The 20,991-nt window shown below is 64.5% G+C and carries 24 protein-coding genes; 12 read left to right on the top strand and 12 right to left on the bottom strand.

Annotation, left to right across the window (positions count from 1 at the left end):
- The first annotated feature begins 44 nt into the window (after positions 1 to 44).
- Positions 45 to 299, top strand: a complete 255-nt coding sequence (locus IC761_RS22275) for a DUF2478 domain-containing protein (RefSeq protein ID WP_195798776.1) — start codon at positions 45 to 47, stop codon at positions 297 to 299.
- A gap of 9 nt (positions 300 to 308) precedes the next feature.
- Here the strand turns inward: IC761_RS22275 and IC761_RS22280 are convergent, their stop codons facing one another.
- Positions 309 to 890 (bottom strand): hypothetical protein, encoded by a 582-nt coding sequence (locus tag IC761_RS22280; RefSeq protein ID WP_195798777.1) that lies wholly within the window; start codon positions 888 to 890, stop codon positions 309 to 311.
- Positions 891 to 1,053: 163 nt separating this feature from the next.
- On the opposite strand from IC761_RS22280, the gene IC761_RS22285 reads away from it, so the two are divergent.
- Both IC761_RS22285 and IC761_RS22290 read left to right on the top strand, forming a co-directional pair.
- Positions 1,054 to 1,992, top strand: a complete 939-nt coding sequence (locus IC761_RS22285; RefSeq protein ID WP_195798778.1) for a LysR family transcriptional regulator — start codon at positions 1,054 to 1,056, stop codon at positions 1,990 to 1,992.
- Positions 1,993 to 2,093: 101 nt separating this feature from the next.
- Complete coding sequence (locus IC761_RS22290) at positions 2,094 to 3,041, top strand: AraC family transcriptional regulator (protein ID WP_195798779.1); 948 nt, start codon at positions 2,094 to 2,096, stop codon at positions 3,039 to 3,041.
- 19 nt (positions 3,042 to 3,060) lie between these two features.
- Here the strand turns inward: IC761_RS22290 and IC761_RS22295 are convergent, their stop codons facing one another.
- The 5 genes from IC761_RS22295 to IC761_RS22315 all read right to left on the bottom strand — a co-directional run bounded on the left by IC761_RS22295 (position 3,061) and on the right by IC761_RS22315 (position 5,824).
- Positions 3,061 to 3,645 carry a TIGR00645 family protein gene (locus IC761_RS22295; RefSeq protein WP_195798780.1) on the bottom strand — a complete coding sequence of 195 codons (585 nt, stop codon included), beginning with the start codon at positions 3,643 to 3,645 and terminating at the stop codon, positions 3,061 to 3,063.
- 48 nt (positions 3,646 to 3,693) lie between these two features.
- Positions 3,694 to 4,332 (bottom strand): TerC family protein, encoded by a 639-nt coding sequence (locus IC761_RS22300; RefSeq protein ID WP_195798781.1) that lies wholly within the window; start codon positions 4,330 to 4,332, stop codon positions 3,694 to 3,696.
- The gene (locus tag IC761_RS22305) at positions 4,329 to 4,691 is read right to left on the bottom strand and encodes a hypothetical protein (protein WP_195798782.1); all 363 of its coding nucleotides are present in this window, start codon (positions 4,689 to 4,691) and stop codon (positions 4,329 to 4,331) included. The genes IC761_RS22300 and IC761_RS22305 overlap by 4 nt, the downstream gene beginning before the upstream one ends.
- A 2-nt stretch (positions 4,692 to 4,693) precedes the next feature.
- Complete coding sequence (locus tag IC761_RS22310; RefSeq protein ID WP_195798783.1) at positions 4,694 to 5,152, bottom strand: TerB family tellurite resistance protein; 459 nt, start codon at positions 5,150 to 5,152, stop codon at positions 4,694 to 4,696.
- A 291-nt stretch (positions 5,153 to 5,443) separates the two neighbouring features.
- A complete protein-coding gene (locus IC761_RS22315; RefSeq protein WP_195798784.1) occupies positions 5,444 to 5,824 on the bottom strand; it encodes a nuclear transport factor 2 family protein in 381 nt (126 codons plus the stop codon).
- Between the two features lie 224 nt (positions 5,825 to 6,048).
- Here IC761_RS22315 and IC761_RS22320 point away from each other — a divergent pair, with 224 nt between their 5' ends.
- Positions 6,049 to 7,278, top strand: coding sequence for a carboxylate-amine ligase (locus tag IC761_RS22320; protein WP_195798785.1), 1,230 nt, complete (start codon positions 6,049 to 6,051; stop codon positions 7,276 to 7,278).
- A gap of 63 nt (positions 7,279 to 7,341) precedes the next feature.
- On the top strand, positions 7,342 to 7,524 hold the full coding sequence (locus IC761_RS22325; RefSeq protein ID WP_195798786.1) for a hypothetical protein: 183 nt from the start codon (positions 7,342 to 7,344) through the stop codon (positions 7,522 to 7,524).
- Between the two features lie 10 nt (positions 7,525 to 7,534).
- On the opposite strand, the gene IC761_RS22330 is transcribed toward IC761_RS22325, so the two are convergent.
- Complete coding sequence (locus IC761_RS22330; RefSeq protein ID WP_246791299.1) at positions 7,535 to 7,843, bottom strand: hypothetical protein; 309 nt, start codon at positions 7,841 to 7,843, stop codon at positions 7,535 to 7,537.
- A gap of 345 nt (positions 7,844 to 8,188) precedes the next feature.
- On the opposite strand from IC761_RS22330, the gene IC761_RS22335 reads away from it, so the two are divergent.
- On the top strand, positions 8,189 to 9,328 hold the full coding sequence (locus IC761_RS22335) for a hypothetical protein (protein WP_195798787.1): 1,140 nt from the start codon (positions 8,189 to 8,191) through the stop codon (positions 9,326 to 9,328).
- A 169-nt stretch (positions 9,329 to 9,497) separates the two neighbouring features.
- On the opposite strand, the gene gor is transcribed toward IC761_RS22335, so the two are convergent.
- From gor to rpiA, 3 genes are read right to left on the bottom strand one after another with little or no spacing between them, the layout of a single operon-like run.
- Complete coding sequence (gor, locus tag IC761_RS22340; RefSeq protein ID WP_195798788.1) at positions 9,498 to 10,898, bottom strand: glutathione-disulfide reductase; 1,401 nt, start codon at positions 10,896 to 10,898, stop codon at positions 9,498 to 9,500.
- A 60-nt stretch (positions 10,899 to 10,958) separates the two neighbouring features.
- The gene (locus IC761_RS22345) at positions 10,959 to 11,501 is read right to left on the bottom strand and encodes a DUF2059 domain-containing protein (RefSeq protein ID WP_195798789.1); all 543 of its coding nucleotides are present in this window, start codon (positions 11,499 to 11,501) and stop codon (positions 10,959 to 10,961) included.
- A 2-nt stretch (positions 11,502 to 11,503) separates the two neighbouring features.
- Positions 11,504 to 12,229: a ribose-5-phosphate isomerase RpiA gene (gene rpiA, locus IC761_RS22350; protein ID WP_195798790.1), complete on the bottom strand. Its 726-nt coding sequence runs from the start codon at positions 12,227 to 12,229 to the stop codon at positions 11,504 to 11,506.
- Between the two features lie 149 nt (positions 12,230 to 12,378).
- Here rpiA and IC761_RS22355 point away from each other — a divergent pair, with 149 nt between their 5' ends.
- The 6 genes from IC761_RS22355 to IC761_RS22380 all read left to right on the top strand — a co-directional run bounded on the left by IC761_RS22355 (position 12,379) and on the right by IC761_RS22380 (position 18,703).
- Positions 12,379 to 13,092 (top strand): HAD family hydrolase, encoded by a 714-nt coding sequence (locus IC761_RS22355; RefSeq protein ID WP_195798791.1) that lies wholly within the window; start codon positions 12,379 to 12,381, stop codon positions 13,090 to 13,092.
- Between the two features lie 133 nt (positions 13,093 to 13,225).
- Complete coding sequence (locus IC761_RS22360) at positions 13,226 to 13,699, top strand: hypothetical protein (protein ID WP_195798792.1); 474 nt, start codon at positions 13,226 to 13,228, stop codon at positions 13,697 to 13,699.
- Positions 13,700 to 13,808: 109 nt separating this feature from the next.
- Positions 13,809 to 14,843, top strand: a complete 1,035-nt coding sequence (gene moaA / locus IC761_RS22365; protein ID WP_195798793.1) for a GTP 3',8-cyclase MoaA — start codon at positions 13,809 to 13,811, stop codon at positions 14,841 to 14,843.
- A gap of 172 nt (positions 14,844 to 15,015) precedes the next feature.
- Complete coding sequence (locus tag IC761_RS22370; RefSeq protein WP_195798794.1) at positions 15,016 to 15,597, top strand: TRAP transporter small permease subunit; 582 nt, start codon at positions 15,016 to 15,018, stop codon at positions 15,595 to 15,597.
- Between the two features lie 28 nt (positions 15,598 to 15,625).
- The gene (locus tag IC761_RS22375) at positions 15,626 to 17,281 is read left to right on the top strand and encodes a TRAP transporter large permease (RefSeq protein WP_195798795.1); all 1,656 of its coding nucleotides are present in this window, start codon (positions 15,626 to 15,628) and stop codon (positions 17,279 to 17,281) included.
- Positions 17,282 to 17,401: 120 nt separating this feature from the next.
- On the top strand, positions 17,402 to 18,703 hold the full coding sequence (locus tag IC761_RS22380) for a M20/M25/M40 family metallo-hydrolase (protein ID WP_195798796.1): 1,302 nt from the start codon (positions 17,402 to 17,404) through the stop codon (positions 18,701 to 18,703).
- A 126-nt stretch (positions 18,704 to 18,829) separates the two neighbouring features.
- Here the strand turns inward: IC761_RS22380 and IC761_RS22385 are convergent, their stop codons facing one another.
- On the bottom strand, positions 18,830 to 20,194 hold the full coding sequence (locus tag IC761_RS22385; RefSeq protein WP_246791574.1) for a sensor histidine kinase: 1,365 nt from the start codon (positions 20,192 to 20,194) through the stop codon (positions 18,830 to 18,832).
- Positions 20,195 to 20,255: 61 nt separating this feature from the next.
- Positions 20,256 to 20,930 carry a response regulator transcription factor gene (locus tag IC761_RS22390; protein WP_195798798.1) on the bottom strand — a complete coding sequence of 225 codons (675 nt, stop codon included), beginning with the start codon at positions 20,928 to 20,930 and terminating at the stop codon, positions 20,256 to 20,258.
- Positions 20,931 to 20,991: the final 61 nt, after the last annotated feature.

Consider the following 20,991-nt stretch of genomic DNA (forward strand, 5'->3'; position numbering starts at 1 on the left):
ATCGCCGCGGCCCCGCTCTCTTTGCAACGAAGCAGGGGCGAACCATGTTCGATGCGCAATGCGATCTCGCTGCCCTCGTCTACGAGCCGCATCGGGATCCCGATGCCGTCCTGCGCAACTTCGCGGCGGATCTGAATGTGCACGGCTTTCGCGTCGTCGGCATGGTGCAGGCCGGCCAAGCGGCATGTGCGTCAAGCTCCGCTGCGATCGTGATGCGCTGGAAACGTGGTGGCAGGGCGTCACGGCCGGAGACCCGCAACCCGAGATCGGATCACATCCGACGGTCTGCGAAATTCTGAAATAGGCGGTCAGATGACCGGCTCGTCCTTCAGCGCCGCAATCACCTGCTCGCCCGGCGCGGTCAGGCGATAGGTCACCAGCGGCCGGCTCGACGGCGGCTTGCGGTCGATCTCGACGATGTAGCCGCGCACCATCAGCGCTTCAAAACTGCCGTAGTAGCCGTACATGCTGATCTGGTTCTGCTTGAGCACCTTGAATTCGCGCAGCAGACGGATCTCGTTGCCAGAGAGCAGCGAACGGCGGACGCGCTGAACGAAGCTCGCACGCTGCTCGAACCAGGCTTGGTCGGGCAATTCGCGCGCGGCAGGCAGCGCATCGCGTTCGCAGGGGCGCGCCTCGGCCGCTGTGGCGTCGACGATGGCCGCGGGCAGCGCCGGCATGCTGCTGCCGACCGCTTCCTTGGCAACGTCGAGCAATGCGATTGGCCAGCGCCGCTTGTTGTCGACCAAAACCGGCGGCGGCACGACATTGTCGCGCACCAATTGCTCGAAGCGGCCGGCGGTCACGCCGACATAGGCGGCCGCACGACGGCGATCGACCAGACGGGCGCCCTGCGCGGGCTCAAGCTCGCAAGCAATATTGTCGTCCACCGCAAAAATCCCCTGCCCACATCGTTATGGGCGCGCTGCCGCGCGGGCCCGGCAGGCCCGTCAGCACATGACATTACGGTGAAAATAGCGCTCTCAAAAGGCAGAGAATTTCGTACAGCTTGCTGCCGTTTCGGCAGCGGCTATAGTTCGCCCCGGGGGTCTCATGCGATTTCATTCACCGTCCATCCAGTACTTCCATGCCGTCCGCCGCGCCGGCTCGATCCGGGCTGCGGCACGGGTCCTCAATGTCGCCTCGTCCGCCGTCAGCCGCCAAATTCTCAAGCTTGAACAAGAGGTTGGATCACCCTTATTCGAACGAACGGCGCGCGGCCTGACGCTGACGACGGTCGGCGAGATGCTGGCCCGGCATGTCATGAACGTGCTCCAGGACCTCGACCGCTTCCGCTCGGACGTCGCATCCCTGTCCGGCGCCTGGCACGGCACCATCAGCATCGCCTGCATCGAGTCCCTCACGAAATCGGTGTTGCCGGACTTGATCGCCTCGCACCGCGGCCGGGCCCGGCGCGTCAGCTTCACCACCGAGGTGATGGGATCCTCCGACGTGCTGGAAGCGCTGAGCCGCGGCGAGGCCGATATCGGCATTGCCATCGCGCTCAGGCATCCACCCGACCTGCGGCAGGTCGCGCTGAAGCGCTTTCGTCTAGGCGCGCTCGTTGCGCGCGAGCATCCGCTGGCACGCCGCAAGACGGTCACACTGCCGCAATGTCTCGCCTTCCCCGTCATTCACGCGCTGCCGGAGCTGTCGATCTATCATCTGCTCCAGCCCCTGATCGCGCAGCTGCCGGAGACGCCGGAACCCGCGATCCAGGCCAACTCGATCGACCTGATGCGCGAGCTCGCCGCGCGCGGGGTCGGCGTCGCGTTCCAGACCCAGCTCGGCATCGGCCGTCTGTCGCGCGACAGCCAGCTCGTGTTCCTGCCGCTCGACAATGCTGGCAGTCCAGTGTGGTCCGACCTCGGCATCTATGTCCGCGCCGAGCGCACCCTGCCCGCCTTCACCGAGTCATTTCTCCAGGAGCTCGTGCGCGAGCTCGGCGAGCGCGAGCGGCGCGAGAACGCGGCCTACCCGCAGGTGGCATGATCAGGCGCCGCCGTAGTTTCCCGGAATTGGGCCGATGCATGGTCGTCTGATACCTATCGCCGATTCAGACCATTCACCTCTGACACCGCCAGGATCCCGAAATGCCGGTACGTCGGCTGAAACCTTCGCGAATCCTCGGCATCGAGCGCTTCTCGGATTTCGGCGAGTTTCGCGCCAACGAGGTGCTCGGCCTCGGCACCTCGACGCCGCTTCGACCGCGCGAATTCTCTCTGACCCGTGCCATCCTGCCGCTCCAGGACGGGCTGTTCGTGCTCCAGCGCTCTTTCGCGCGGCGCCTCGACGTCGATATCGGCACCGATCGTGGCATCGGCCTCGTCGTCCCGTTCACCTATCATTCCACCACCAACGGCCGCGAGATCGACAGCTCGACGGTGAACGTCGTCCGCGGCAGGGTTCCGATCAAGTGCGTCGAGGACCACCCCAACACCTACCTGATGATGCGGTTCAACTCGGATATGCGCCATCGCGGCTGGGCCGATTACGACAGCGGGCTCGGCTTCTTCCGTTCGCATGAGGCGCCCATGACGCGCCTGCGCGCCGTGATCCTGAACATGTTTTGCCTGGCTTCCGAACTCAACGATCCCAGGCAGTTCGATGCGCTCAGCCGGCCGATCGAGGAGACGCTGCTCGCCTGCCTCGACGACACCCTGGTGCCGGTGGACGGGCTCGCCGCGCGACGCGGATCGTTCGACAAGCATCGCAAGCTGGTCGCGCGGCTCGACGAAGTGGCGGCAACCTTCGGCAGCCGCCCGCTCTACAGCGAAGACCTGGCCGCCACGCTCGGCGTCTCCGTGCGCACGCTCCAGACCGCGACGAACGCCGTGCACGGCATGAGCCTGCACCACTATCTGCGGCTCAAGCGTCTCTGGGCGACCCGCATCCAGCTCATGACCGGAAGCGCCGGCGTCAGCGTGAAGGCCGCAGCGCTGGGCAACGGCTTCTGGCACCTCGGCGATTTTTCGCGCGGCTACAGGCTGGCATTTGGCGAGACGCCGTCGGAGACGCTGGCTCGGGGCCGCCGTTTCTGACCTCAATCCATCGCGCGCGTCAGCCGTGCCCGTTCTCCTTGCGGTGCGCATTGTCGGCGAGACGATCGACCCAGGCGATGCCGATCGCCGAGATGATGAAGGTCAGGTGGATCAGGACCTGCCACATCACGCCGGTCTCGGTGAAATTGCTGCGTGTGGTGCCGAGATTGCCGGCTTCGATGAAGGTCCGCAGCAGCGAGATCGAGGAGATGCCGACGATCGCCATCGCGAGCTTGATCTTGAGCACGCTGGCGTTGACGTGGCTCAGCCATTCCGGCTCGTCGGGATGGCCGCGCAAATTCAGGCGCGAAACGAAGGTCTCATAGCCGCCGACGATCACCATCACCAGGAGGTTCGAGATCATGACGACGTCGATCAGCCCGAGCACGATCAGCATGATCTGCTGCTCGCTCGCGTCAAACGAGTGCGCAACCAGGTGCCAGAGCTCCTTGAGGAACAACAGCACATAGACGGCCTGCGCGACGATGAGGCCGACATAGAGCGGCAATTGCAGCCAGCGCGAGCCGAAGATCAGCTGGGCGAACGGGCCGATTTGCGGCCGCGGCGCGCAGAGCGCCGAAGGTGCTTTGGGTTCGGACGTCATTGATTACTCCGGATTGCGGGTAACAGAGCTTGCCTCAGAGATCTGGCTTCAGAGACTTGCAATGACCGGCGCGAGCGCGAGCGAGCCGCGATAGATCATCTCGAAGGCGACGTAGACGATGATGGCGAGACCGACATAGGCGATCCAGCGTTGCCTCTGGAGCACGCGGCCGAGCAGATCGGCGGCAACGCCCATCAGCGCGACCGACAGCAAGAGGCCGAAGGCAAGGATGTAGGGATGCTCGCGCGCGGCACCTGCGACGGCGAGCACGTTGTCGAGCGACATCGAGACGTCGGCCGCAACGATCTGCGCCGCCGCCTGGCCAAAGGTCTTGCGCTGCGCCGATGCGCGGCTCGCGCCGCCGCCATGGCTGAACGCAAGCTCGCCCGCATGCGCGGCCTGTTCGCGCAGCTCGCGCCACATCTTCCAGCACACCCACAGCAGCAGCACGCCGCCGGCAAGCAGCAGGCCGATCACCTGGAGCAGCTGGGTCGCGACGCCGGCGAAGGCGATACGCAGCACGGTCGCCGCGACGATGCCGACAACAATGGCGCGGCGGCGCTGCTCGGCCGGCAGGCCAGCGGCGGCAAGACCGATGACGACGGCATTGTCACCGGCGAGCACGAGGTCGATCAGAACCACCTGGGCGAGCGCAGTCAGCGCCTCGGCGGTGATGAATTCGGTCATGATTGATCATTCTTCGGCGCGGCGGGATGGAGCCAATGCGGCTTGCGTCGCTCGATCCAGTCGAAGACTTTTGAGCGGGACGCACGCAGCGCCGTCACGTCCTCGGCGAGCAGCGCGAGGCCCAGCGGCAGCATCCAGATGCCGAGCACCGGCAGGAAGGACAGCACGCCGCCGACGACGAGCAGCGCGCCCGAGGGAATCCGGACCCAGCGGCTGGAGGGTTGCAGGAGGTAATCGACGGTGCCGGCAAGGCGCGGCGGCAGCCGATGAACGAGCGCGGCGAGGCGCGGGTCGCCGCCGGCAGGCTTGCCGGCGGTGCCCTCGGATCCCGTCCCGTGCCCGTCCGAGGCTGCGCTCATGCTCACTCCTCGGAGGCAGCGCGCGCAGCTGCGCCGACCGGCTTCGCGCGCGGCAGCACCAGTGTCAGCAGGCGCAGCAGCTTGATCGCCTGCACTTCATGCGGATGCACGTCCTCGTCGGCGGCCGCGACGCGCTCCGACAGCTCCATCAGATGTGAGGAGAGCGAGAGGTTCGCGACCGGCCGCAACGTGTCGATCACGACATTGGCGAAGTCGGGCTCCTCGAGCCGCTCGGCAAGCTCGTCGAACATCGCAAACAACCGCTCGTCCGGAATGTGCGGCGCCAGCTGGCGGTCCCTGATGAAGCGGATCACCTCGTCGCGCTCGACCGGCGAGACGCGCCGGTCGGCGACGGCAACGAGTGCGCCCGCAATCACCAGCGCCACCGCAGCCTGCTCGTTGAGGCTGGACGGTTCGGTGATCTCGATTTCCATCGGGTTTGAGTATTTGGCGTCAGACATCGTTGCTCCTCAAGCTTGGGAATTGGCCGCACGAGGCTTGCGATGGGGACGATTTGGTCGGAGGAAACAGAGAAGGCCCGACGATCGGCCGATCCATCGCATTCGCGCGGGACAGGTCATCCGACATCGCGAGGTTTGACCGACATTGTCGGCGTCCTCGCCAGAGGGGCCCGGATTCTTGTTCTCCTCAAAAATAACGGCAGGATTGGCGGATTCAAGGCGATAAGACTGCGACCAGCCGCCGCATCGGTTCCAAGTTGCCAATGCGGCCGTGGGTTTGCTTGCGGCGATCTACCCCAACCGCTCGACGAGATGCGCGCGCGAGGGACCGGGCTCAAACCGGTCGCCGAAATATTGCGTTTCGTGGGCGACCAGCCCGTCGCAAAATTCCATGATGCTCACAACGTAGGACGGCACACCGTCGTAGGTCAGGACGAACTCGCTGACCCAGAGATCGCCGCCACCTAAGATGCGCCGGATCGTGAAGCGCTTCTTGTTCGGCTGCACGGAACGGCTTTCCTGAATGTTTCGCCGGCCATGAATCCGCTCGCCCGATTGCGGATAATCGAGCACGGCGTCGTCGCGATAGATGTCGTGCTCGGCCTCGAAATCATCCGCGTCCGACGCCTGCCAATGGCGCTGCAGCGCCGCGCGCTTGGCTTGATCGTCCATCTCGATCTCCGATCTCGGTTGCGCCGATTCTAGCACCGAAGCTCGTCCTGGTCGCGCTTGCCGAAACCATGATGCATCTCACGACACATTTCGGGCAGGATCGCGCGCGTCCGAACGCGCAAAATTGTTCCGTTCGCGCCGGCAATTTCCAGTGCAGCAGACGCGGAACCCGCCCCCGTCAACCGGATTAATGCCGGCAGGCATTAGCTTTGGCCGGGTGGCATATGACATTCGCATCGGACGTTTTGAAACAGCTGCGACTGGAGGCTTCCGACGACAAGCAGCATCTCGTCATTCGCTCGGCCGGCGGACGCGGCCAGGCGACGGACTATTCCTTCGGCATCGAGGAGGAATATTTTCTGGCCGATCGCCGCACCTTGGAGGTCGCGATCGAAACGCCGAACGCTTTGTTCGAATCGGCGAACTGGTCGACCGGCGGCCAGGCCACGCGCGAGATGCTGCAATCCCAGCTCGAGGTTGCCACCAACGTCCATGTCGACGTCAACGATGCGCGCGAGGAGCTGCGCTTCCTCCGCCGCGAGGTCGCCAACGTCGCCGCGCAATATGGCTTCGTCATCATGGCCTGCGGCACGCACCCGACCGCGGTTTGGCGCATGTCGCAGCCGAGTCCGAAGCCGCGCTACGAAGAGATGATCGAGGACCTCCGCAGCATCGGCCACCGCAACATGATGTGCGGCATGCATGTGCATGTTCAACTGCCCGATTCCGAGACGCGCGTGGCGGTGATGCGGGCGATGCTGCCGCATCTGCCGCTGTTCATCGCACTGTCGGCGTCATCGCCGTTCTGGAATTCGCACAAGACGGGATTGAAGGGCTACCGGCTGGCAGCCTATTCTGAGCTGCCGCGCACCGGCCTGCCCGAACTGTTCGAGAGCAAGCGTGACTACGACGCCTATGTCGGCGCGTTGCAGCGCTCCGGCGTGATCCCCGACGAGAGCCACATCTGGTGGGCGATGCGGCTGTCGATGAAGCACCCGACACTCGAGCTCCGCGCGCCCGACACCTGCACCTTCGTCGACGACGCCATCGCCATCGCCTCGCTCTACCGCTGCCTGACGCGGCGCCTCTATCAGAGGCCGCATCTGTCGAAGGAGGTCACCGCAGTCGAACGCGCGATTGCGGTGGAGAACAAATGGCGCGCCCAGCGCTACGGCACCGATTGCATCTTTGCTTCACAAGACGGGCCGGTGACGATCGCGGAGCAGCTGTCGCGAATCATCGACGATATCGCCGACGATGCCACTGCGCTGGACTGCACCACCGAGGTCGAGCACTGCCGCACGATCGTGGCGCGCGGAAGCTCGGCCGAATTCCAGCTGCTCGCCTATCGCGAGAGCGGAGACGACATCGCGGCCGCGTCGCGATGGATCGCGGCCTCGACGCTATCCGAGACGCGCGCAGACGCGGGACGCCACGCGCAGGCGACGTCGTAGCGCCCGCGCAAGCTTCTCCGACGAAAACCTCATCCCTGAACCTGCTACGTCACAGAGGAATGCATGACTGACATCACCTGGTGCGCCGGTTGCGGCCACAGCCTGGTCCCGATCCTGCCCGAGAAGGGCCACGCGCCGAGCTGCTTCTGGTGCGAAGGCGTCGACGCGCAGACCATGGAGATGGCGAAGTGGGCGGATAGCCCGGCCGGCAAGCCGGACTTGTCCGCACCTCAGGCTTTTGATTGAGCTCTCCGCGTCAAACCCTCGCCACCACGCGTGGACGGAACACGGAATCGACAGTCGGGACCGGCGCAGCAACCAGTTTTCGCGCCGACCGGCGCCGCGGGATGAAGAAGCTGCTCACGACGATCGGCTCGTTGTCGCCGAGCGCGGTCCGCTCCTTCACCAGCCCGCTCATCACCGAGCGCATCTTGATGACCTCCTGCGCCACGAAGCTGCAATCCTCGTCGCGGTTGATCTGCTCATGCATGATCGCCTCGGCCTCGCGCATGCTGACGCGGAGCGCGCGAATGGTTCTGCGGATGTCGTTGATGCGGTTGTCCATGACTGCCTCCATCTCGGTCGCAACATAAGAACAAATCATGAACGTATTGTCAACCGGCCTGACGGCTCTCCGCCGGTCTGCCGTCGGCGCAAATTGCACGCGCACCGGCGTGGCTTGCTGACAAATTAGACACGTCGCGCCGTTGTCCCGGAAGCGCGATGCCCAGATGCAGCGTCGGACGATCAAGGCCAGCGGCCGAACTAACCTCCGGTGCAACCACCGGATTTTTTCCTGAACGAGCTCGCCGCATCGACGCACCCGGCCTGTTTGCTGGCCCGCAAACGAACTGGCCCAAAATTCGCAAAGACGTTCTCAAGCTGGCAATGGCGCAGAGCGGAGAACGTCATGAACGTGCATGCTGCGGGCGATCTCAAGATCACTGGCCTCACCCACCCGAACGGTGCGCCGCTCCGCCTCAACACCCAGGATTTCGTCGCGATCGACCGCGACAAGAATGCGAAATACGAAGCGACCTACCGGCCGCAGGCGCTCTACAACCGCGCCAACGAAGGCTTTCACGCCAACAACGAAACCTTCCTGCTGCACGAAGTCGCGACCAATTTGCCGATCTACCTCCCCGACACGGGCCCGACCGATTTCCACCTGCATCTACCGCCGGGCGGCTTTCAGCTGGTGCTGGTCACCTCGGGCGCGTTCACCTTCGACTATGACGGGCGCTGGTACAATGTCGGCCCCGGCGCGGTGATGCTGCAAAGCGCGATCGTGCACCGCCAGCTGTTCTACACCTGGTCGGGACTGTCGACCGAAGAGAACCTGAAGACGCCGCAGACGGTGGTGCCCGATCCGATCTCGATGGGCTACTCCGGCAAATTCCTCGAAGCCTTCATCACCGATCCCACGACCTTTCCGAACCCGACCATCGTCGGCCCGGATCAGATCAATGAAGACGAAACGCCGCGCGTGGCCTGGAGCCATCCGCTGCATGATCGTCCCGCCGATGCCGGCTTCTGGCTCCAGGATCCCTTGGCGCTGGATGCGCTCTACAAGCCGCTCACCGACGGTTCGGTCAAATCGGCCCTGCCGGTCTACGTGCGCGATATCGGCATCGAGATTCCGAGCGGACATCTCGTCACCGGCCACATCATCGCAACCGATCCGCGTGGGCACGCACTCTTGCCGAAGAGCACGTCTGCCGCCGCGGACGCGAAATGGTTCGCCAGGGGCGAGGTCGTGATCTATCGCGTCATTCGCGGCACGGCCGAATTCAGGAAGAAGGCTGGCGAGACTTTTGAACTCTCCGCTGGCGACGTGGTGACGGCGGGCAAGGATTCGATCAGCCTCGTTGGGCTCGGTGAGAACACCCAGGTCCTTCGGCTCGGCCTGCTCAAGGGCATGAACGACCTTCGCAGCTGGACGCCGACGCAGCGCGACGAGATCGACGGCCTCGCTGGCCAGATCATCACGCAGAAGGACGTTCGTCCCTTGCGTACTGAAGGCCAGCCGGTTGGGTATCTGTACGGCTAAGGCACAGACTTGCGGCCATCCTTCGAGACGCCCGCCTGCGGCGGGCCCTCAGGATGAGCTCGCGCTTTGCGGCGAGATTATCGACCCTCATGGTGAGGAGCCCGCCAAAGCGGGCGTCTCGGACCATGCAGGCCGAGTTCGTCCGGCGCTCCGCCCAACCTATGCGCAGCTACTCCGCCGCCTGACGCACATGGCGCGCGGTCGGCGTGCGCATCGTGACGAGCTCCTCGGCCGCGGTCGGATGCAGCGCGATCGTGGAGTCGAAATCCGCTTTCGTCGCCTTCATCTTCACCGCGATCGCGACAGCTTGCGTGATCTCGGCCGCGCCGTCACCGACGATGTGGCAACCCAGCACGCGTTCGGATGAGCCGTCGACGACGAGCTTCATCAGCACGCGGGTGTCGCGCCCGGACATGGTCGCCTTGATCGGGCGGAACGTCGTCTTGTAGATGTCGACGTGGCTATATTGCGCGCGCGCTTCAGTTTCGGTCAGACCAACCGTGCCGACCTCCGGCTGCGAGAACACCGCGGTCGGGATGGTGGCATGATCGACCTTCACCTCGCGCTTGCCGAACACGGTATCGGCGAAGGCATGGCCCTCGCGGATGGCGACCGGCGTGAGATTGTGACGGTGGGTGACGTCGCCGATCGCATAGATATTGTCGACCGAGCTCTTCGAGAAACCATCGACCGCGATGCCGCCGTTCTTCGGATTGATGGCGACGCCGGCCTTCTCCAGCCCGAGATTGGCCACCGCCGGATGCCGGCCGATCGCGAACATCACCTGGTCGGAGGCGAGGCTCGAACCGTTCGACAGATGGGTGGTGAATTCCTCGCCATTGCGATCGACATGGCGATCGACCTTGGTCACCGTGCAGCCGGTGAGGATGGTGATGCCCTGCTTCTCCATCTCGCTGCGAACGTGGGCGCGGACATCCTCGTCAAAACCGCGCAAGATGTTGTCGCCGCGATAGATCACGGTGACGTCGGAGCCGAAGCCGGCAAAGATGCCGGCGAACTCCAGCGCGATGTAGCCGCCGCCCTGGATCACGATCCGCTTCGGCAGCTTTTTGAGATGAAACGCCTCGTTGGACGAGATTACGTGCTCGATGCCGGGAATCGAAGCGCCATGGTTGGGCGCACCGCCTGTGGCGATCAGGATGTATTTTGCGGTGATCTTCCTGTCGTTCTCGAGCAGGCGGACGGTGTGCCTGTCCTCGATCACCGCGCGACTCTTGACGATCTGCGCGCCCGACTTCTCGACATTGGTCGTGTAGGCCGCTTCCAGCCGCGCGATCTCCTTGTCCTTGTTGGCGATCAGCGTCGGCCAGTCGAAACTCGCGGGCGGAACGGTCCAGCCGAAGCCGGCGGCATCCTCGAGCTCGTGACGAAAATGCGAGCCGATCACGAACAGCTTCTTCGGAACGCAGCCGCGGATCACGCAGGTGCCGCCCATGCGGTACTCTTCCGCGATCATGACGCGGGCGCCGTATCCGGACGCGATGCGGGCGGCACGCACGCCGCCCGAACCGCCACCGATGACAAAGAGGTCGACGTCGAATTCAGCCATTGTCCTCTCCGACCTCTTTCAGGAATTCCCGGTCAGGTATTCCTTGCTAGATAGGTATTGTCAGATTTCCTTGCCACGCTTGCGCATCTCGGCGCGGAAGGCCCCCATCACGGTCTCGGAGAAATCCTGGGCCCAGGAGTTCATGAAGGCCATGCTGAGCCCGATGGCGCGCGGCTCGGCGTTGATCAGCTTCTGTCCGAGCGGCGACTTGTAGAAGACGACGAGGTCCTTCAGCTCCTGCTCGGTGAACTCGCTGGCATAGATCTGCGCCATGCCTTCGCCGATCTCGTTCTGGCGGCCGGTGAGTTGCTGTTCGACGATCGGGGCGACCTCGTTGAGGTCCTTCTGATAGTTCAGATTCTGCTGGATCAGCGCGATCTTGGTCTTCTGAACCAGGCCCGGCACAGCGCCGGCATACATCGCGCCGGCATTCTTGATCTGCAAGATCTCCTTGGCCGCAGCGATTGCCGCCGGAGTGGATTTGGGGGGCGCTGCCGGCGCGGCCTTTTGTGGCGCTGCCTGCTGCGCCATGGCCGGAGCGGCCGACAGGGCCAGCCCCACAGCGAGGGTCGCGGCCGGCAAGAATTTCAAAACGCTCTTCATTCCTAGTCTCCTTTCGGCTTTCGCCGTTCAATCACGCGAATTCCCTCGCCACCCGCCAGAACGGCCGAGCTGGCCAAGCCGATGAACAGCCCGTGCTCGACCACGCCGGGGATTGCGCTCAATGCCGTCGCAAGATGAGGCGGATCCGCGATCTTTTCGAGCTGGGCATCGACGATCCAGTGGCCGCCATCGGTGACGAAAACGTGGCCATCCTTGTCGTCGCCCTTGGCCTTGCGAACCGCCATTTGCCCGGAAACGCTGCACGCCGCAAACGCCTTCTCGATCGCGCGGCGCGTCGCCCCGAGCCCGAACGGGATGACCTCGATCGGCAGCGGAAAGCGGCCAAGCATCGGCACCCATTTGCTGTCGTCGGCGATCACGATCATGCGATCCGAGGCGGCCGCCACGATCTTCTCGCGCAGCAATGCCCCGCCGCCGCCCTTGATCAGGTTGAACTCGGGATCGATCTCGTCGGCGCCATCGACGGTCATGTCGAGATGGTCGATCTCATCCAGCGTGGTCAGTGGCACGCCGCAGCGCTCGGCATCGAGACGCGTCGCCTCGGAGGTCGGCACGCCGATCACATTGAGGCCGGCGCGGACGCGCTCGCCGAGCAGCTCGACGAAATGCTTGGCGGTCGAGCCGGTGCCGAGCCCGAGCTGCATGCCGTCGCGCACCTCTTCCAGCGCGCGCGCCGCCGCCTGCCGCTTCAACTGGTCCATGTTCACGTTTGCGTCCGCCTCTGGATTAAGGGTGTGCCGCCGGTACCGTTTGCGGCGGCCTATGTAGCCTCGTTTTCCTCGCGGGAACAGGCCTATAAGGTGATCTTATGGCCCCGCCCCTTGCGCCGGCCGGGCCGGACCGATAGCGCTTCCCCATGACCTCCCCTAACAAGACTTGCCCCTACACCCTCGTCTTTGATCTCGACGGCACGCTTGTGGATACGGCGCCCGACCTGATCACCGCGCTCAATCACGTGCTGGACCGCGAGGGCCTGCCGCCGGTGCCGATGGCCTCAGCCCGCAACATGATCGGAGCTGGCGCCCGCAAGCTGATCGAGCGGGGGCTGGAGGCCGAGGGCCGCGCCGTCATGCCCGCGGACATGGACCGGATGACGGCGGATTTCATCGCCTATTACGCCGAAAATATCGCCGTCGAATCCCGCCCCTTCGAGGGGCTGGAGGACGCGCTCGACCTGTTCGCTGCGCAGGGCCATCGGCTGGCGGTGTGCACCAACAAGCTGGAATGGCTGTCCAGGCGGCTCCTGGACCAGCTCGGCATGACCCGCCGGTTCGCAGCAATCTGCGGTGCCGACACGTTTGGGGTCCAGAAGCCCGATCCGACCATTTTTCGGGAGACGGTCGCCCGGGCCGGCGGGCGAGTTGCGGCCAGCATCATGGTCGGCGATGCCGGAACCGATGTTGGGGTCGCCCGGCGGGCCGGGGTGCCCGTGATCGGGGTCAGCTTTGGCTATACCGACGTGCCGATCGCCGATCTGAAGCCGGACCGGCTGATCCATCACATGCGCGACCTGCCGGACGCGGCCCGTAGCCTGATGACGGCCTCCGTCCTCGACAAGGCACTGAAATAACTACATAAATATCACTAAAGCCTGCGTTAACCATCTATTAACTATGCGCGCGCCGCCGGTTGCCTGGGGAAAACGACGCTCCTAAGGTCGCTTCGGGGAATGTGGCGGTTCGTCGCAGTAGAAGTGGATGGTCATGCGTCGTGTCATCGCGATTGCGTTAGCGGCAGCGAGCTTAGGCGGCTGCTCCTCGATGTCCTGGGACATGTTCAAATCGGCCCCGCCGACTGTCCAGGTCCGGCTCGAATCCAGCCCACCGGGAGCTGATGCCAGCACCTCGCTCGGACCGGGCTGCAAGACCCCCTGCTCCGTCTCGGTTCCCGCCCCCGACGCGCCGTTCACGGTCACCTACACCCTCAACAAATACTTGCCGGCCAGTGTGCCGGTGAATGTGATCAAGAATCCCGGCAGCTTCACCACGTCGGCAACGGCCACCACCGATCCGAACCCGGTGTTTGCTGAGCTTCAGCCGGCCGTGCCGCCGAAGCCCGTGAAGAAGAAGCCGCACCGCCCGAAGAAGCCCAAGCCGGCCGCAGCCGCGCCGGCCGACGCCGCAGCACCTGCCGCAGGCGGCTCACCGTTCCCCGATCCGAACGCGGGCAAGCGCTGATCTTCCGTGCACTGCACGATTGTCCTCGTGGCATACCATGCTTACATTGCTTCCAGCGCGCTGTTGAAGCAAAGGTGCGCACGTCGCCGTAAGTGACAAGGCCTTTTGTATGAACGGATCTTCCGCGAGCCCTCTCGCCTCGTTGTCGAGCGCTATGACCGATCCGTTCGGGCGGACCATCTCGTATTTGCGTGTCTCCGTCACCGACCGCTGCGATCTGCGCTGCTTCTATTGCATGTCGGAAGACATGACGTTCCTTCCCAAGGCCGATTTGTTGACGCTGGAAGAGCTCGACCGGCTCTGCTCCGCCTTCATCGCCAAGGGCGTGAAGAAGCTGCGGCTCACCGGCGGCGAGCCGCTGGTCCGCCGCAACGTGATGTCGCTGGTGCGCTCGCTGTCGCGGCATCTGTCGAGCGGCGCGTTGCGCGAGCTGACGCTCACGACCAACGGCACCCAACTCGCAAAGCACGCGCAGGAGCTTGCCGATTGCGGCGTCCGCCGCATCAATGTCTCGCTGGATACGCTTGATCCCCGAAAATTTCGCGAGATCACGCGCTGGGGCGAGATCGACAAGGTGCTGGAGGGCATCGAGGCCGCGCGCGCTGCGGGCCTTGCCGTGAAGATCAACGCGGTGGCGCTGAAGAACCTCAACGAGGACGAGCTCCCCGATCTGATGCGCTGGGCCCATGGCAAGGGCATGGGACTGACGCTGATCGAGGTGATGCCGATGGGCGAGATCGGCGCAGGCCGCATCGACCAGTATCTGCCGCTATCGCTGGTGCGCGCGCGGCTCGCCCAGCAATTCACGCTGACGGATCTGGCCGAGAACACCGGCGGGCCGGCGCGCTATGTCAGCGTCGCCGAGACCGGCGGCAAGCTCGGCTTCATCACGCCGATGACGCATAATTTCTGCGAATCCTGCAACCGCGTCCGCATCACCTGCACGGGCACGCTGCACACCTGCCTCGGCCACGAGGATGCCTCGGATCTGCGCAAACCGCTGCGTGCATCGGACGACGACACCCAGCTTGCCGCTGCGATCGATCGCGCCATTGGGCTCAAGCCCAAGGGCCACGATTTCATCATCGATCGTCGCCACTCCCGCCCCAGCGTCTCCCGGCACATGAGCGTGACCGGCGGCTGACATTGGGCGGCCTGCGGCCCTATTCCCCTTAACTATCAACAAACTTCCGATTGACTGGCGGCACCGCCGCTGGTTTTGTGCGGCTGCCTTAAGCCTTCGCGGCGGGACAAGCCGACGCGCCTAGTCGGCGCAGACCCAGGATGGCAGGCAAAAATCGGGGGAGGACCTATCGTTGCAAGCGCTCCTAAAGCTGAGCCGTGGGATCGACGCGTTCACACGTTGGACGGGCAAGCGCCTGGCTTGGCTGATCCTGGTCGCCGTGATCATCTCGGCCGTCAACGCGATCGTGCGCAAGACGTTCGATACCTCGTCCAATTCCTGGCTTGAACTGCAGTGGGTGCTTTTCAGCATCGTCTTCCTGCTCTGCTCGCCATGGACCTTGCTCGACAACGAGCACATCCGGATCGACATCTTCAACAGCATGATGCCGAAAAAGGCGCGCAACATCGTCGACGTCATCGGCCATTTGGTTTTCCTGCTGCCGCTGACGGTCGTGATGATCATTACCGGCGTACCGTTCTTCGAGCGTTCGTTCCAGATCAACGAGCAATCCGGCAATGCCGGCGGCCTGCCGCAATGGCCGGCCAAGTCGCTGATCATGATCGCCTTCGCCTTCCTGCTGGTTCAAGGCGTTTCCGAACTGATCAAGCGAATCGCGGTGATGCGCGGGCTGATCCCCGATGCTCACGAGTCGCAGGTGAAGGCGATCGAAGCCGAGGTCGAGCACCTCGTCGAAGCGATCGAAAAGAAGTGACCGCCAGCGGCGTTTTTCGGGGGGATCTATGACCGCGTTTCTCATCGCCAATATGGCGCCGATCATGTTTGCGTCGCTGGTCGTCGTGCTGTTGCTCGGCTATCCCGCAGCGTTTTCACTCGGCGCCGTCGGCCTCATCTTCGCAGTGATCGGAATCCAGCTCGGCGAATTCCGCCCGGACTTCCTGCAAGCCCTGCCCGAGCGCGTCTACGGCGTGATGAACAACGACACGCTGCTCGCGATTCCGTTCTTCACCTTCATGGGCCTGGTGCTCGAGCGATCCGGCATGGCCGAAGACCTGCTCGACACCATCGGACAATTGTTCGGCACCATTCGCGGCGGCCTTGCCTATGCCGTGGTGTTCGTCGGCGCGCTGCTTGCCGCGACGACCGGCGTGGTCGCGGCCTCCGTGATCTCGATGGGCCTGATCTCGCTGCCGATCATGCTGCGCTACGGCTATGACAGGCGCATGGCCACCGGCATCATCGCGGCGTCCGGTACGCTGGCGCAGATCATCCCGCCCTCGCTCGTTCTGATCGTGATGGCCGACCAGCTCGGCAAGTCCGTCGGCGACATGTACGAAGGCGCGTTCATTCCGGGCCTGGTGCTCGCCGGACTCTATGCCGGCTACGCCTTCCTCGTCACCCTGATCTTCCCGAAGGCTGCTCCGGGCCTGCCGAAGGAAGCGATCGGCTTCCGCGAGGACAATGGCGACCGCGGCCTGCGATCGCTGGGCGTGTTGTTTCTGGCGAGCTGCGTGTTCGGCTGGTTCATGATGCGGAATTCGGAGACGCACGGCGCCGATTACGTCGTGCTCAGCATGTTCTTCGGCATCCTGTTCGCCTTCTTCGTCGCCGTGTTGAACTGGATCACCGCTCGATTCCTCGGCTTCCGTTTCCTCTCGAAGATGGCGCAGCAAACCACCTTTGCGATGGTGCCGCCGCTGTTCCTCATCTTCCTCGTGCTCGGAACGATCTTCATCGGCCTCGCCACACCGACCGAAGGCGGCGCCATGGGCGCAGCCGGCGCCCTCATTCTCGGCGCCATGAAGCGGCGGCTGTCCTGGGACCTGGTCCGCCAGGCCACCGAATCCACGGCGAAGCTGTCCGCATTCGTCGTCTTCATCCTGGTCGGCGCGCGCGTGTTCTCGTTGACCTTCTACGGCGTCAACGGCCATGTCTGGGTCGAGCATCTCCTGACCTCGCTGCCCGGCGGCCAGATCGGCTTCCTGATCTTCGTCAACGCCTTCGTGTTCGTGCTGGCGTTCTTCCTCGATTTCTTCGAGCTCGCCTTCATCGTGATCCCGCTGCTCGGACCCGCGGCCGAGCATCTCGGCATCGACCTGATCTGGTTCGGCGTCATTCTCGGCGTCAACATGCAGACTTCGTTCATGCATCCGCCGTTCGGATTCGCGTTGTTCTATCTGCGCTCGGTCGCACCGAAGGAATCCTACCTCGACCGCGTCACCGGCAAGCGCATGGAGCCGGTCACGACCGGGCAGATCTACTGGGGCGCGGTCCCGTTCGTGGTCATTCAGATCATCATGGTGCTGCTGGTGATCACATTCCCGTCGATGGTGATGCACTACAAGGGCGTGCAATCGAACATCGATCCCAACAGCATCAAGATCGAGATTCCGCAGATCGAACTGCCGCCGATCGATTTCGGTCAGCCCAAGCAATAGCGGTCATCGCCCTCGCATCATGTTCCGGCCAAGCGGAACATGATGCGCGCGACGGCCCGGGTGACAAGCGTCGGAAACACAGGCATACCGGGCCATCCTCCAGCCTATGGACCGCCGCGCATGTCCCGATCGCACCCTGCTCCGTCGCTCATCGCTCTGTTGATCGCATCGCTCTCGCTGGCATGCACCGCAACAATGGCGCATGCCGAGCCCAGCGCCAATGTCATGGCCGATGTCCAGGCACTGGCACAGAAGGAGCAGCAGCCGCTGCTCGACACGCTGCGCGATCTCGTCGGCATTGAATCCGGCAGCAAGGACGTCGAGGGCCTGAACGTGATCGCCGGGCGCGTTGCCGACCAGCTCAAGCAGCTCGGCGGCACGGTGGAGATCCTGCAACCCACCGACATCTATCGCCTCGACGACACGCCCGAGAAGATCGGTCCGGCCGTGCACGCCACCTTCAAGGGCACCGGCAGCAAGAAGATCATGCTGATCGCTCACATGGACACGGTGTACCTGAAGGGCATGCTGAAGGACCAGCCGTTCCGCATCGACGGAGACAAGGCCTACGGCCTCGGCATTGCCGACGACAAGCAGGGCGTCGCGCTCATTCTCCACACCGTGGCGATGCTCCAGAAGCTCAACTTCAAGGACCACGGCACGCTCACGGTGCTCACCAATGGCGATGAGGAGATCTCCTCGCCCGGCTGGCGCGGCACCATCACCAAATTCGCCTCCGACCAGGACGTGGTGTTCTCGTTCGAAGGCGGCGGCACCGATGGCATGCTGCGGCTCGCCACCAGCGGCATCGGCTCGGCCTATCTCACGGTGCAGGGCAAGTCATCGCATGCGGGCTCGCGGCCTGAGGGCGGCATCAATGCGCTCTACGAGCTCTCGCACCAGGTGGTTCAGATGAAGGATCTGTCCAAACCCGAGCAGGGCCTGAAGCTGAACTGGACCGTCTCCAAGGCCGGCACCAACCGCAACGTGATCCCCGCCGAGGCCACCGCCCAGGCCGACGCGCGGGCGCTCAAGGTCTCGGATTTCGACGAGCTGGAGAAGGCGCTTCAGGAGAAGATCAAGCATCGGCTCCTGCCCGATTCCAGGGTCGAGCTGAAATTCGAGGTGCGTCGCCCGCCGCTCGAAGCCAACGACGCCTCGCGCCGCGTCGCCGCCTACGGCAAGACGATCTATCAGGAGCTCGGAATGCCGCTCAACGTCGTCGAGAAGGCCACCGGCGGCGGCACCGACGCCGCCTTTGCCGCGCTCAAGACCAAGGGCGCGATCGTGGAAGGCATGGGCCTGTCAGGCTTCGGCGCGCATTCCAACGACGCCGAATATGTGAAGCTCGACAGCATCGTCCCGCGCCTTTACCTGACCACGCGCATGATCATGGATTTGTCCAACGGCAAGCTAAAATAGCGGCCCGCGTACTTCCTTCCCCCCTTGTGGGGGAAGGTGGCGCGAAGCGCCGGATGAGGGCTATCTCTCGGCGAACTCAATTGCGTGAGATGAACGCGCGGAGAGAACCCCTCACCCGTCTCGCCGCTATCGCGGCGAGCCACCCTCTCCCGCAAGGGGAGAGGGTGCAGCGGCGGTGCCGCGCCAGTTCTTCTCGACGACCGACGCACCCGCCTCCGCCAGCCTGAACCGCAGCGTGAACTCGGCGCCGCCGCCGGCGAGGTTCTCCACCGCCACCGTCGCGGCGTGATCGTCCGCGACGCCGCGCACGATCGACAGCCCCAGGCCCGCACCATCGGAGCGCTGGCGGTCGCGGCGCCAGAAGCGCTGGAAGATCAGCTCGCGCTCGGCCTCCGCAATGCCCGGGCCGCAATCGCGCACGCGCACCACACCGTCATCGCCGACCTCGACATCGACGGCGGTGTCCTTCGCGGTGAACTTGATGGCGTTTTCGGCGAGGTTGAACACCGCGCGCTGCAGCATCACGGAATTGCCGTGGATCAGCACCGGCGCATCGCTGCCCCTCAGCGCGATGTCCTTGTGCTGGGCGATCGCGAACGGCGCGATGGCGCCGACCACCTCGGCGCACACCGCGCGCAGATCCGCGGTCTCGCCGGGATCGAGCACCAGCGTGTCGAGCTCGGCGATCTCAAGCAGCTGGGCGACGATCCGGCTCATGCCCTCGATGTCGGCATGCAGCGCCTCTCTTGCCGTGCCGTCGCCGAGCGTCTCGATCCGCGTGCGCAGGATCGCCAGCGGCGTGCGCAGCTGGTGCGCTGCGTCCGCGGTGAACTGGCGTTGCACGCGAAAACCGTCTTCCAGGCGGTCGAGCGCCTGGTTGACGGCGGTGACGAGCGGCATGATCTCGCGCGGGATCTGCTCGGTCGGCAGGCGGATGTCGGTACGCGCCGGTCCGATATTGCTCGCCTCCTCCGAGGCCTGCCACAACGGCGCGAGCGCGCGGCGGAAGATGATGATGTCGGTGGCAAGCAGGATCAGCAGGATCGGGATCGTGATCCACCCCACCCTGCGGAAGAAGTTCGAGATGATGTCGTCGATGATGACGTCGCGATGCGCCAGATCCTCGGCGACCTGGATGCGCACCGTCTGGCCTTCGATGACCCGGGTGACGCCGGCACCTGAAATGGTCTCGGACAGGCGCGGCGCCGTCACGGTCGTGCCGACCTTCCTGTGCGAGGAGAACAGCAACCGCCCCTCGCCGTCGCGGATGTCGTACTGGTAGCGGCCGTAAGCGTCCGAATAGAGCCCGCGCAGACTGTCGGGCAGATTGAACGCGAGCGTGCCGTCCGCCTGCGGCACGATGCGCTCGGCAAGCACCTCGGCCTGGGCGCGCATCGCGTCGCGATGCAGCTGGTCGACCTCCGAGTTCAGCAGCCAGAACAGGACCAGCGGCAGGAAGATCGCCACCACCGCGACCGCGACGATGTGCATGAACACGATGCGCGAGATCAGCGATTTGAACGTCGGCCTGGCGAATGCCCCGGCAGCCACGCTATTTCTCCTCGGCCATCATGTAGCCGACGCCGCGGATGGTGTGGATCACGACCCTGGCGCCGTGCTCGGTGAGCTGCTTGCGCAGCCGCGAGACATAGACCTCGACCGCGTTGGAGGCGACCTCGCCCTCGAGCCCGAAAATGTGGTCCTCGACGTTCTTCTTCGGCACCACCCGCCCCTGCCGCCGCAGCAGGATCTCCAGCACCGAGGTCTCGCGCGACGAGATGATCCGCGGCTTGTCGTCGACGAAGATCTGGCGGCTCTCGGTGTCGTAGACGAGATTGGCGAGCGACAGCGAGCGCCCGAGCAATTGGCCCGGACGGCGCAAGATCGCCTCCAGCCGCGCCACCAGCTCCTCCATCGCGAACGGCTTGGCGAGATAATCGTCGGCGCCACTGCGCAGGCCCGTGACGCGGTCCTGCAAGCCGCCCCGCGCGGTCAGCACCAGCACCGGCAAGGGTTCCATCTGGCGGCGCAGCTCGCGCAGCACCGACAGGCCGTCGCCATCGGGCAGGCCGAGGTCGAGGATCATCGCGGCATAGCTGACATTGTGCAGGGCCTCGCGCGCCTCGGTCGCGCTGCTGACGGTATCGCTCTCATAGCCGGCCCCAGCGAGCCCGGTGGCGACGAGCCGCGACAGCTCGGCATTGTCCTCGACGATCAGGAGACGCATGGCACTTCCGCCGGATGGTCCGGTGCAATCACGCGGCTCGTGCCGCATTATTGCTGTCTTC

Source organism: Bradyrhizobium commune (assembly GCF_015624505.1).
Taxonomy (GTDB): Bacteria; Pseudomonadota; Alphaproteobacteria; order Rhizobiales; family Xanthobacteraceae; genus Bradyrhizobium; species Bradyrhizobium commune.